At 69.2% G+C, this 11,991-nt stretch carries 9 protein-coding genes; 7 read left to right on the plus strand and 2 right to left on the minus strand.

Annotation, left to right across the window (positions count from 1 at the left end; translation table 11 throughout):
• Nucleotides 1–214 precede the first annotated feature (214 nt).
• The 4 genes from pedF (at nt 215) to MKK52_RS04725 (ending at nt 4,432) form a co-directional block, all read left to right on the plus strand.
• A complete protein-coding gene (pedF, locus tag MKK52_RS04710) occupies nt 215–640 on the plus strand; it encodes a cytochrome c-550 PedF (RefSeq protein WP_243952656.1) in 426 nt (141 codons plus the stop codon).
• Nucleotides 641–650: 10 nt separating this feature from the next.
• Nucleotides 651–1,511 carry a substrate-binding periplasmic protein gene (locus tag MKK52_RS04715; protein ID WP_243952658.1) on the plus strand — a complete coding sequence of 287 codons (861 nt, stop codon included), beginning with the start codon at nt 651–653 and terminating at the stop codon, nt 1,509–1,511.
• Nucleotides 1,512–1,737: 226 nt separating this feature from the next.
• A complete protein-coding gene (locus tag MKK52_RS04720; protein ID WP_243952660.1) occupies nt 1,738–3,540 on the plus strand; it encodes a PQQ-dependent methanol/ethanol family dehydrogenase in 1,803 nt (600 codons plus the stop codon).
• Nucleotides 3,541–3,772: 232 nt separating this feature from the next.
• Nucleotides 3,773–4,432, plus strand: coding sequence for a response regulator (locus MKK52_RS04725; RefSeq protein WP_243952672.1), 660 nt, complete (start codon nt 3,773–3,775; stop codon nt 4,430–4,432).
• Between the two features lie 134 nt (nt 4,433–4,566).
• On the opposite strand, the gene MKK52_RS04730 is transcribed toward MKK52_RS04725, so the two are convergent.
• Complete coding sequence (locus MKK52_RS04730) at nt 4,567–6,249, minus strand: porin (RefSeq protein WP_243952661.1); 1,683 nt, start codon at nt 6,247–6,249, stop codon at nt 4,567–4,569.
• Between the two features lie 544 nt (nt 6,250–6,793).
• Between MKK52_RS04730 and MKK52_RS04735 the strand changes: the two genes are divergently transcribed.
• From MKK52_RS04735 to MKK52_RS04745, 3 genes are read left to right on the plus strand one after another with little or no spacing between them, the layout of a single operon-like run.
• Nucleotides 6,794–8,884, plus strand: a complete 2,091-nt coding sequence (locus tag MKK52_RS04735) for a 4Fe-4S binding protein (RefSeq protein ID WP_409564621.1) — start codon at nt 6,794–6,796, stop codon at nt 8,882–8,884.
• Nucleotides 8,881–9,843: an FAD:protein FMN transferase gene (locus MKK52_RS04740; RefSeq protein ID WP_243952663.1), complete on the plus strand. Its 963-nt coding sequence runs from the start codon at nt 8,881–8,883 to the stop codon at nt 9,841–9,843. The genes MKK52_RS04735 and MKK52_RS04740 overlap by 4 nt, the downstream gene beginning before the upstream one ends.
• On the plus strand, nt 9,840–10,601 hold the full coding sequence (locus MKK52_RS04745; RefSeq protein WP_243952665.1) for a DUF1194 domain-containing protein: 762 nt from the start codon (nt 9,840–9,842) through the stop codon (nt 10,599–10,601). The genes MKK52_RS04740 and MKK52_RS04745 overlap by 4 nt, the downstream gene beginning before the upstream one ends.
• Before the next feature lie 7 nt (nt 10,602–10,608).
• On the opposite strand, the gene MKK52_RS04750 is transcribed toward MKK52_RS04745, so the two are convergent.
• Nucleotides 10,609–11,991: TRAP transporter large permease (locus tag MKK52_RS04750; RefSeq protein WP_243952667.1), on the minus strand; the 1,383-nt coding region annotated here is incomplete at its 5' end.

Here is an 11,991-nt window from a genome sequence, read left to right on the forward strand (position 1 = left end):
CCACCCGTCGGATCGTTGTTGAACCCTGGCATAGAGCCGGCATTCGCCTGGGGAAATAGGACCAAGGTGCGGGCTCGACACGGTTTCCAGGCTTGGAAGACGGCCCTTGGACCAAAGCATAATGGGTTCGCGCCCCCTGCCTTGATAGCCTTCCTTCAAACAGCCGCCCGAACGGACGGCTCATGACGGCCGATGGCCGCTACGGAGGAACACGATGTCGAGAAGGCTTGCGCTCGCAGGCGGCATGCTGGCCGCGCTCCTGGTGTCGAGCGGCGCCGTCCTCGGCCACGGGGACGTGCAGCCCCAGCCGGTCAACACGGACGGCCTTCCCCCCCTTGGCGACACGTGGCGCGACGAGAATCCCTATCGCGGCAACGAGCACGCGGTGAAGATCGGCTCCTCCGCCTACAACCAGAATTGCGCCCGCTGCCACGGCCTGGAGGTGATCTCCGGCGGCCTCGCCCCCGATCTCCGCTACCTGGAGAAGGGCAAGGAGGGCGACGAGTGGTTCAAGGAGCGCGTCACCCACGGCGCGATCATCGACGGGATGACCAAGATGCCGGTCTTCGCGGGGGTGATCTCGCAGGAGGGGCTGTGGGCGATCCGCAGCTACATCGAATCCCAGCACGTCGACAATTGAGCGCGGCCGGATGACCCGCTCCCTGCGACGGCGCTCCCTACTCCTGGCGGCCTCCTGGCTGCTGTCGGCGGCCCCGGCCCTCTCCCGCCCCCTCGACGAGGTGCGCGCGGACGGGACTCTGCGGGTCGCGCTCTACGACGACAACGCCCCGTTCTCCGCCCGCAAGGACGGCAAGCCCACCGGCATCGAGGTGGACCTCGCCCAGGCGCTGGCGGACGCGCTGAAGCTGAAGCTCGATCTTCGCCTCGTGGATGCGGGCGAGAACTCCGACGGCGACCTGCGCCTCGCCCTGTGGCGCGGCGACCTCGCGGGCTCGGCCCTGTCGGACGTGATGCTGCACGTGCCGGCCGACCGCATCTTCGCCCAGCGCAACGAGCAGATCTTCACCACGCGCCCCTACCTGCAGCAGCGCCTCGCGCTTGCCTGGCGCAAAGGCGCGACGGAGGATTTCGAGACCCTCGGCGATGTCGGCAAGACGCCCATCGACGTCGAGGGCAACAGCGCCTCCGACGCGATGCTGCTCACCGCCAACGGCGGGCAGCTCCGCAAGAACCTGAAGCACTTCAAAACCTTCGACGAGGCGGCGAAGGCCTTCCTCGCCGGGGATGCGCCGATCCTGGCCGGCACCCGCTCCGAGATCGAGGGGGCGCTCTCCGCCGCAGGCACGGCGAAGGAGGGAATCGGCCTCACGCAGGTGAAGCTCGCCGGGCCGATCAAGACGTCGTGGGAACTCTGCGGCGCGGTGAAGAGCGATTCGCGCGATCTCGGCTACGCCATCGGCGATGCGATGACCGCGATGATCGACAACGGCACGATGAAGGGCCTCTTCGCCAAGTACGGCGTGAGCTACGAGCCGCCCGCCGGCTACTGACCGGCGCCGACCCGGCCTGAATGCTACGACCCGCCACCGCGAGGTGGCGGGAACAACGTATTCATTCAACAGCGATCACCTCAGCGTTCGGAATATTGATTCTAAGATTAGACTTATGGCCAATAACCCGACGCCAGGACTCATCTTACTCTGATCGTCGCGAAAGGCCGCCCGTCAAAAGGGGTCCGAACCCCACCGGCCATCGGGATTCACCGGAGGAGATGTCATGAGAATGCGCACGCAGTTTCTCGCGGCCGTGGGGCTCGCCGCCCTCGCCGCCGGCGCGGCGAGCCTGTCGCCCTCGGCCAAGGAGCCGGAGCCGGCCGCGGCCTTGGGCGGCGGAGTGACCGAGCAGGATATCATCAACGACGCCAAGACCCCCGGCGACGTCGTCACCTACGGGCTCGGGCCGAAGGGCCAGCGCTACAGCCCGCTCAAGGCCATCGACAAGGAGACCGTGAAGACCCTCGTTCCGGCGTGGTCCTTCTCCTTCGGCGGCGAGAAGCAGCGCGGCCAGGAGAGCCAGGCGCTGGTGAAGGACGGCACGCTCTACGTGACCGGCTCCTATTCGCGCCTCTACGCGGTCGACTCGCGCACCGGCGAGAAGAAGTGGGAATACAATGCCCGCCTGCCGGAAGGCATCCTGCCCTGCTGTGACGTGGTGAACCGCGGCGCCGCCCTCTACAAGGACAACATCTATTTCGGCACCCTCGACGCCAAGCTGGTGGCGCTGAACGCCAAGACCGGCAAGGTCGCGTGGCGCAAGGACATCGACGACTTCAAGTCCGGCTACAGCTACACCGCCGCGCCGATGATCGTGAAGGGCAAGATCATCACGGGCGTGTCGGGCGGCGAGTTCGGCGTGGTCGGCCGCATCGAGGCCCGCGATGCCGAGACCGGCGAGATCGTGTGGAAGCGCCCCGTCATCGAGGGCCATATGGGCGAGCTGAACGGCAAGCCCTCCACCATGACGGGCAAGACCAACGAGACCTGGCCCGGCGACATGTGGAAGTTCGGCGGCGGCGCCACCTGGCTCGGCGGCACCTACGATCCCGACCTGAACATGATCTATGTCGGCACCGGCAACCCGGGCCCGTGGAACTCCTGGCTGCGGCCGGGCGACAACAAGTGGTCGGCCTCGCGCCTCGCCATCAACCCCGACAACGGCGAGATCGTGTGGGGCTTCCAGACCACGCCGCATGACGGCTGGGACTTCGACGGCGTGAACGAGTTCGTGCCGTTCGACATGCAGAAGGACGGCAAGACCATCAAGGCCGGCGCCACCGCCGACCGGAACGGGTTCTTCTACGTCCTCGACCGGACCAACGGGAAGTTCATCTCGGCCACGCCCTTCGTGAACAAGATCAACTGGGCGAGCGGCATCGATAAGGACGGCCGCCCGATCTACAACCCGGAGAACCGGCCGGGCGACCCGAGCCAGGCGACCGGCGACGAGAAGAAGGGCAAGTCCGTCTTCGCCGTGCCGGGCTTCCTCGGCGGCAAGAACTGGAACCCGATCGGCTACAGCCCCGACACCAAGCTGTTCTACATCCCCTCCAACGAGTGGGGCATGGACATCTGGAACGAGCCGGTGAACTACAAGAAGGGCGCGGCCTATCTCGGCGCCGGCTTCACCATCAAGCCGACCTTCGAGGACCATATCGGCTCCCTCAAGGCCATCGACCCGGCCACCGGCAAGGTCGCGTGGGAATACAAGAACAAGGCCCCGCTCTGGGCCGGCATTCTCACCACGGGCGGCGGGCTGGTCTTCACCGGCACCCCCGAGGGCTTCCTGAAGGCTTTCGACGCCAAGACCGGCGAGGAGCTGTGGAAGTTCCAGGTCGGCACGGGCGTCGTGTCCTCCCCGATCACCTGGGAGCAGGATGGCGAGCAGTGGGTCGGCGTCACCGCTGGCTGGGGCGGCGCGGTGCCGCTCTGGGGCGGCGAAGTCGCCAAGACCACGGCCGGCATCAACCAGGGCGGCAGCTTCTGGGCGTTCAAGCTGCCGAAGAAGGTCGCGTCGCGGTAAGACGACGCCAGCGGCGGGACCGCTCCCCGGTCCCGCCCGACTCAGTGCCCCGGCCGGCTCCCACGCCGGCCGGGGACGAGATTCGACGACCCCCACCCCCGGCATGATCGCGACGAGACCCATGCTGACGCCCTCGCCGGAAGCCGATACGCCTGCCGCTTCTGTCCGCGCCGCGACCGGCGCTATGGTTCTCGCCTTCCAGGGCGAGGGGGCGCAGAGTGGGGTGGCCGGGATGCAGTTGCTGATCGTCGATGACCATCCGCTCTTCCGCGAGGCGCTGGCCAGCGCCATCACCCTCGCCTTTCCCGATGCCGCCCTGCACGAGGCCGACGGGATCCGCGGCGCCTGCGAGGTGCTGGGCCGCGAGACCGGCATCGACCTGATCCTCCTCGACCTCTCGATGCAGGGCGTCTCCGGCTTCGACGGCCTCGTCACGATCCGCGCCCGCTTCCCGCGCGTGCCGGTGCTGATCGTCTCCGGCATCGAGGACCCGCGCATCATGCGCGAGGCGCTGCAGCGCGGGGCCTCCGGCTTCGTGCCCAAGGCGGTCGACAAGGCGACCCTGACGCGGGCCATCTCCGAGGTGATGAACGGCGCGCTGTTCACGCCCCCCGACCTCGCCGGGGCGCCGGAGCCGGCGGCGAACCGCAAGTCGCCCCTCGCCGAGCGCATCGCCCGGCTGACGCCGCAGCAGATGCGGGTGCTGATGATGATCCGCCAGGGCAAGCTGAACAAGCAGATCGCCCATGAATTGCAGGTCGGCGATTCCACCGTGAAGGCGCACGTCTCCGAGATCCTGCGCAAGCTCGAAGTGATCAGCCGGACGCAGATCGTGATCGAGACCGCCTATCTCGACTTCGACAAGAGCCAGAACGGCTTCCCCGCCGCCTGACCCCCCCGGAACGCAAAAGGGACATTTCCCGTGATCCTGGGATCAGGGGAAATGTCCGAGTCGGTCTCTCAGCAAGGAAGGCTGACTGCGCCGCGCCCTCCGGCGGATGGGCCGGAGGGCGCGGCCGTTCGCGATCAGAAGTCGCGCTGCACGCGGAAGCGCGCCTGGAACACGTCCGTGCTGGAGACCGTCTTCACGGCGTTCGCAGGGTTGTTCACGTAGGCCGCGCTGTAGCTGAACTTCTGGGTGTCGAGCACCCGGCCGCTCTTCACGCCGTACTGGGCGTACAGACCCTCGACACCGATATCGAGATCCTTGACCGGCGACCAGATCAGGTTCGCGCCGGCATAGACCGAGTAGGTGTCCCGCAGGACGCCGTTGAGGGAGTAATACCGCGTGCCCGGAACGCCGACGCCGGCGGCGGAGAGGACCGTGCTGCCGGCATTGGTGCCGCCGGCCGCGGGGACGAAGCCGTAATACGCGCCCTGGGCGGCGCGGGCACTGGCGGCGAAGGTGTTCTCACCATAGGAGGCGAACACCGCCGAACGCCATTCCGGCGTCCAATAGTGCAGGAACGAACCGACCACCGAGAAGCTCTTCGACAGCTGCAGCTGGTTGGTGAACGGGTTGATCGTCGCGTCGGCGAAGTACTGGTTGAAGGACGCGCCCTGGATCGACGTCGCGTTGCTCGCATAGCCACCCGGATAGGCCGAGTTGCCGGTGTAGGACTGAGCACCTTCCGCATAGGCGCCCTGGAGGTAGAAGGCATCGCCCGGCGCGATGAACGGGGCGTTGACCTTCAGGCCACCCTGCACGGCCCAGCCATACTCGCTCTTGGTGCGCTGGGCGCTGGCGGTCGTCGCGTTGAGGGGGGCGCCGTCGCTGTCGAAGCCGAGGAAGCCGCCCTGCGGGATGACGTTGCCGGTGTTCAATTCGTGGACGGCACCGGACACCTGGGCCGAACCCCAGGACTGGTCGAAGCGCAGCACGCCGACGAAGTCGGGCATGCGGTTGCGCTGGATGCCATCGGTGAAGCCGTAGCCCACCGGACGGCCGGTGGCGTCGACGCCGAGGACGACCGGGATCAGCGAGTTGGCCTGGCCGAAGATCTGCGTCGAGGTGTTGCCCACGGGCGCGCCGGCAGCCGCCGTCGGCGAGTAGATCGGGGTGCGGCGGAAGCTGGGGTCTTCGACCGAGAGCGTGGCGGAGAAACCGTTGCCCAGGGCGGCGGTGTAGGCGAGCAGGTTGGTGGACGGAACGTCCGAGCCCGACGTCGCGCCGACGAATTCGAAGTCGTGGGCGTAGAAGTCAAAGAACGAGGACGCGCGACCGGCGGTCAGCCCGGCGAATTGCACGAAGGCCTTGTCGGTGTTGAAGTACTGCTCGACGCGGCCGTACTGGTCGATGCCGGTGCCGGGGAACGCGTTGGCGCCGCGGATCTGCGTGCCGGAATGCACGGTCGGGATGCCGGTGCGGCTGGCGGCCTCGAGGCGTAGGAAGGCACGGAGCGTGCCGTAGCCGGTCTGGGTGCGGGCATCGAGGTTGATGCGGGCGAGGCCGCGATAGCCGCTGTAATCGCCGTTGCCCTGGTTCCGGCCGAGGGGGGCCTGGAAGCCGTACTCGAAGCGGGCGCGGCCCGAGAGGCGCAGGCAGGTGTCGGTGCCGGGAATGTAGAAGAAGCCGGCGCCGTAGGCCGAGCAGACGCGCACGAACTCGATCGGCGTCGCCTTCTTCACCGGCAGGTCGGCGGCCTGGGCGGCGCCGACCGAGGCCAAGGCTGCGGCCGAGCCGAGCAGCCAAGTCTTCAGATGACTCATCACTTTCTCCAATCTTTCGGCCGCTGAAATCTTCGAATTCCGCTGTTGGTCCCGGAATGCGAAGAACCCATTCGGTCACGACCATGGCTGCCAAAGGCATCGACGCCTGTGCCCCTTCACGAGCGGCGCCATGCGAATGCCGTCGCCGGGCTGCCACCGTGTTCGGGACTCCGAACGTCCGGCATGCATCCGACGCCAAAGAGCTAAGCGCACCGACATCCGATTCTAAAACTAAAATCCCGGCAGAAATGCGTGAAAAGTCCAGTTGTTGCAAAATTAAAACATGAATATACAGATCAATAGTTGGAATAACCGCGCCAAAACAACCTTCGATTGTTTGATCGCCCGTGAAGCGCAAGTCACGCGCTCGTAGCGAGGTCCGAGACCGAGGAGCCGGCCCTGGCCTTTGGTCCAATATCGGGGCGAGGCGCGCGCGCCCTATCGTGGCGGCAACGATCGAGAAAACGCGGGGGGCGGCGCGGCGCCGTCCCGGAGACGGCAGCGGATGCGAGTGTCCGGCGTTCGGCGCACCGGATGGATGGCCATGCTCGTGGCGATCCTCGTCGTCGCGCGGCTCTGCGGCAGCGCCTCGGCCGGCGAACTCGACCGGGCGGGGATCGCCCGCCATTTCCCGCCGCCACTGGTGGTCGGCGAGAAGGACGACACGCTCCCGGTCTGGCCGATCCTCAAGCAGCAGGCCGGCTCCTACGAGGTCTTCGCCTACGCCTTCGAATCCGTCGATTTCGCGCCGATCCCCGGCTTCGGCGGCACGCCCCCGGACCTGCTGATCGCCCTCGCCCCGGACGGCACCTTTCGCGACGTGACGGTGCTCTCGCACAAGGAGCCGGTCTTCCTCGAAGGGCTCGGCTCGGAGCCGCTCTTCGCCTTCGTCGAGCAATATGTCTGCCTGTCCGCCCGCCAGCCGATCCGCGTCGGGCGGCCCAACGCCCGGGGCTCCGGCGCTTCGCCGCAGAGCACGGTGGACGGCATCGCCATGGCGACGGCCTCCACGCGGACGATCAACCAATCGATCCTCGCCTCGGCGCTGGCGGTGGCGCGGGGCAAGCTCGGCTTCGGCGCGGCCAATGTCGGCCTGAGCGTCGAGGCCAAGCCCAATCTGTTCGAGCCCCTGACCCTCGACGCACTCCAGGCGCGGGGCCTCGTGACGCGGCTGACGCTCACGCGGGCGCAGGTGACGAAGGCCTTCCGGGGGACGGGCGTCGAGGAGGCGGGGGAGGGCGCGCCGGAGGACGTGGTCAGCGACCTGACCGTGGCGCTTCTCGACGTGCCGACGATCGGCCGCAACCTCCTCGGGCCCGCCCGGTTCGAGGCGCTGATGCGCGAACTCGGCCCCGGCAACCACGCGGTGATGGTGCTGAACGCCGGCCCCGCCGACGCCGCCGAGAACCCACTGGGCGAGACCTTCGTGCTCGGCGCGGTGCCGGAGCGGCTGACGGTCTCGCAGGGGGGCCTCGTGGTCAACGCCCGCGACATGGCGGTGGAGCGGCGGGGCGCCGGCCTCAACCGGGGCCTGCCGGCCGGCGACTGGACGATCCTGCGGATCGATGCCGCCGCCGGGTTCGACCCGTCCGCGCCCTTCACCGTCACTGAGAAGATCGTCCGCGAGCGCGGCCAGATCCTCTCCGAAAAGATCGCCCGCGATTTCAGCGTGGAGACGAAGCTGCCCGCCGACCTGTTCCTGCGCGTCGCCGCGCAGGAGGGACCCGACTGGACGGAATCCTGGCGCGCCCGGGTGCCCACGCTGGTCGGCCTCGGCGCGATGCTGGCGCTCCTCGTGCCGGTCCTGGCACGGCAGAAGGGGCTCGTGGCCGATGCGAGGCGCTTCCCGGCCTTCCGCCTCGCGTTCCTTGCCGTCACGGTGGGCTTCGTGGGCTACACGGCGCAGGCGCAGCTCTCCATCGTCACCCTGATGGGGCTGGTGCGGGCCGCGCTCCGCACCCACGATTTCGCCTTCCTGCTCTACGATCCGCCCTCGCTGGTGCTCTGGGCCTTCGTGCTGGTGAGCCTTGTCCTGTGGGGGCGGGGCACCTTCTGCGGCTGGCTCTGCCCGTTCGGGGCGATGCAGGAACTCGTCGCGTGGCTGGCGCGGCCCTTGAGGCTTCGCCAACTCACCGTGCCGCCGCGCCTCGACAGGGCGTTGCGCAAAGTGAAATACGTCGTGCTCGCTGGTCTCCTGGCCGCGACCGCCCTGAACTCCCCCGCCGCCGACGCCATGGCCGAGGTCGAGCCGTTCAAGACGGCGATCACCCTGTCCTTCCTGCGAAGCTGGCCCTTCGTCGCCTACGCGGTCGGGCTGCTGGCCCTCAACCTCTTCGTCTACAAGGGCTTCTGCCGTTACCTCTGTCCGCTCGGCGCGGCGCTCGCGGTGGCGGGGCGCCTGCGGATCCTGGACTGGATTCCCCGCCGGGCGGAGTGCGGCACACCCTGCCAGCTCTGCAAGGTCCGCTGCCGCTACGGCGCCATCGCCCAGGACGGCCGGATCGACTATCACGAGTGCTTCCAGTGCATGGATTGCGTGACGATTATCCACGATCCCGGGCAGTGCGTGCCACAGGTGGTGGCCCGCCGCCACGCCAAGCGGATCGTCCCGCGCCCGGTAGTGGCGGTTCGATGAGCGCCCGCCTGACCCGTCGCCGGGCCGTGCTCGGCGCCTGCGGCCTCGCCGTCGCCGGAATCGCCGGGTTCCGCGCCCGTGCCGCCGCGCGGGGGCTCGTCGCGCGCAGCCGCGCCGGGCTCGCCTTCGGCACCACCATCTCCCTCACCGCCGCCGGCCCCGATCCCGACGTCCTGGAGGCGGCACTCACCGAGGGCGTCGCCGCGATGCGCGCGGTGGAGCACGAGGCGAGCCTGTTCCGGCCGGACAGCGCCCTGTCCCGCCTCAACCGCGAGGGCCGGCTCGACGCGCCGCCGAAGCATCTCGCGACGATGCTCGCCTTCGCCCTGACGCTCGCCGAGACGACCGGCGGCGCCTTCGACCCCACCGTGCAGCCGCTCTGGCCGCTCTGGTCGCGGGCGGCCGAGGGGGGAGGGCGGCCCGATCTGCAGGCCGTGCGGCACTGCCTCGCGCGAGTCGGCTGGCGGCGGGTGAACCTGTCGCCGGAGGCGGTCGTGCTGGAACCGGGGACCGAAGTGACGCTCAACGCCGTGGTGCAGGGCTACGCGGCCGATGTCGTGATGGACGCGCTGCGCGCGCGGGGCGTCGCGGATGCCTTCGTCGATACGGGCGAGTTCGGCGCCGCCGGCACCCACGCGGACGGCTCGCCCTGGCGCCTCGGCCTCGCGGACCCACGCCGGAAGGGCGAGGTCGCGGCGGTGATCGCACCTTTCACCGGGTTCGCGGCAACCTCGGGCGATTACAACATGGCCTTCTCGGCCGATTTTCGCGATCACCACATCTTCGATCCCGCCACCGGCTTCTCGCCGCGCGGACTCGCTTCGGTGACGGTGACGGCGCCGACCGGGCTCTTGGCGGACGGGCTATCCACCGCCTGCATGGTGCTCGGCCGGGAGCGCGGGCGCGCCCTCGTCGCGGGCCATCCCGGCTGCGCCGTGCGCGTCACGGAGAAGGCATGAGCCGGCGGATCGCCTGCGCGGCCCTCGCCGCCCTCCTCGCCGGGTCCGCTCCGGCGCGGGCGGCCGAGTCCGTCGCCACCGCGCTCATCGTCTCCGTGGACGTGTCGCAATCGGTGGACGACGCCCGGTTCAAGCTTCAGATGGAGGGCATCGCCGAGGCGCTGGAGGATCCGGGCGTGCTGGCGGCGATCACCGGCAATGCCGGCGGCATCCTGTTCGCCATGGTGACTTGGGCCGACCGGGCGGGGATGCCGGTGCCGTGGCGGCGCATCACGAACAAGGCGGACGCCGCCGCCGCCGCGGCCGCGGTGCGCGCGACACCCCGTCAGGCGGGGGAGTTCACCTGCATCGGGCAGATGTTCCGCACCGTGGCAGCCAGCGTCATCCCGGCCATGCCGATGCCGGCCGACCGGATCGTCGTGGACGTGTCCGGGGACGGGATCGACAATTGCACCGACCCCGACGCGATGGAGGCCGAGCGCAGGGACGTCCTGGCGCTCGGCGCGACGATCAACGGGCTGCCGATCCTCGTGCCGGGGGAGAACGACGTGGTCGGCGCGGGCGCCTACCGGGCTCCCGGCTACGGCCTGCGCCCGACCCCGCTGCCGCAGGACCGGACGAGCCTTGAGCAGTGGTACCGCGCGCACGTCGTCGGCGGCCCGACCTCGTTCCTCCTGGCGGCGGCGGGCTACGGGGATTTTTCGCGCGCCATGCGGCGCAAGTTCGTGATCGAGATCAGCGCGTTGGAGGCTCCCTGAGGGGCCCTCACAGGAACCCGATGGAGAACCATGGCACGAGGATCACGGCGAGCAGGCCCGCCAGCAGCGCCAGGATGTAGCCGACGATGGGCCGCATCCCCGCGTCGGGGTGGATCCGGCTGATCGCGCAGGCGGCGTAGTAGCCGACCCCGAAGGGCGGGGCGAACAGCCCAACGCCCATCGCGAGGATCACCACCATCGCGTAATGCACCTCGTGCACCCCCACCGACCGGCCGATGGGGAACAGCAGCGGCCCGAACAGCACCACCGCCGGGATGCCTTCCAGCACCGAGCCCAGCACGATGAACGCCGCCGCCGAGACCAGCAGGAAGCCGAGCGGCCCGCCCGGCAGGCTCTTCATCGCCACCGCCAGCGTCTGCGAGAAACCCGATTGCGTCAGCGCCCAGGCCATGCCGGTGGCCGCGCCAATGATCAGCAGGATCGCCCCCGACAGGGCCGCCGTCGTCACCAGCATCGGATACAGCCGGCGCCACGAGAACTGCCGGTAGATCAGCAGCCCCGCCAGCGCCGCGTAGACGATGCCGATGGTCGAGACTTCGGTGGCGGTGGCGATGCCCTCGACCACCGCGAAGCGGATCACGAAGGGCAGGGCGAGCGCCGGCAGGGCGACGAGGAAAGCGCGGCCGATCATCGACCCGGAGGGCCGGGCGACGTGGCTCAAATCCTCGCCCCGGTAGCGCCACCAGACCAGCGCGCACAGCGTCACCGCCAGCACCACGCCGGGCATCAACCCACCGGTGAGCAGGGCGGTGATCGACACCCCCGTCACCGAGCCGATGGTGATCAGCACGATGGAGGGCGGGATCGTCTCGGTCTGCGCGCCGGTCGCGGCGAGCAGGGCGACGAGGTCGCCCTCCTTGGCGCCGCGCGCCTTCATCTCCGGGAACAGCACCGGGGCGACGGCGGCCATGTCGGCGGCCTTCGAGCCGGAGATGCCCGAGACGAGGTACATCGCCCCCACCAGCACGAAGTGCAGGCCGCCGCGCACGTGCCCGAGCAGGCTCGCCAGGAAGCCGACCATGGCTTTCGCCATGCCGGTCATCTCGATCAGCAGACCGAGGAACACGAACAGCGGCACGGCGAGCAGGATGAGATGGCTCATGCCCTCGTCCATCCGCCCGACCACGACCATGGACGGGGCATCGGTGGTGAGCGTGACGTAGGCGAAGGTCGAGAGGCCGAAGGCGAAGGCGATGGGCACGCCGGAGAAGACGAGCATCCCCACCCCAAGGACGAAGAACAGCAGCAGGTTGAGGTTGCCGAGGTCCATCAGGAAGGGCTGCACCGCCACCAGCGCCCCGGCGAGTCCGAGGCCGGTGGCCAGCGCGGCGAGCGTCACCTTCCAGTCGGCAGTTTCCAGCAATCGGAT

The sequence above is a fragment of the Methylobacterium sp. J-067 genome, assembly GCF_022829465.1.
Classification (GTDB): Bacteria; Pseudomonadota; Alphaproteobacteria; order Rhizobiales; family Beijerinckiaceae; genus Methylobacterium; species Methylobacterium litchii.

Bases quoted from the DNA above. Each gene is read 5' to 3' on its own strand.
- MKK52_RS04720 (WP_243952660.1), top strand. From the start codon at position 1,738: ATGAGAATGCGCACGCAGTTTCTCGCGGCCGTGGGGCTCGCCGCCCTC.
- MKK52_RS04725 (WP_243952672.1), top strand. From the start codon at position 3,773: ATGCAGTTGCTGATCGTCGATGACCATCCGCTCTTCCGCGAGGCGCTG.
- MKK52_RS04745 (WP_243952665.1), top strand. From the start codon at position 9,840: ATGAGCCGGCGGATCGCCTGCGCGGCCCTCGCCGCCCTCCTCGCCGGG.
- MKK52_RS04740 (WP_243952663.1), top strand. From the start codon at position 8,881: ATGAGCGCCCGCCTGACCCGTCGCCGGGCCGTGCTCGGCGCCTGCGGC.
- MKK52_RS04735 (WP_409564621.1), top strand. From the start codon at position 6,794: ATGCTCGTGGCGATCCTCGTCGTCGCGCGGCTCTGCGGCAGCGCCTCG.
- MKK52_RS04730 (WP_243952661.1), bottom strand. From the start codon at position 6,249: ATGAGTCATCTGAAGACTTGGCTGCTCGGCTCGGCCGCAGCCTTGGCC.
- MKK52_RS04715 (WP_243952658.1), top strand. From the start codon at position 651: ATGACCCGCTCCCTGCGACGGCGCTCCCTACTCCTGGCGGCCTCCTGG.
- pedF (WP_243952656.1), top strand. From the start codon at position 215: ATGTCGAGAAGGCTTGCGCTCGCAGGCGGCATGCTGGCCGCGCTCCTG.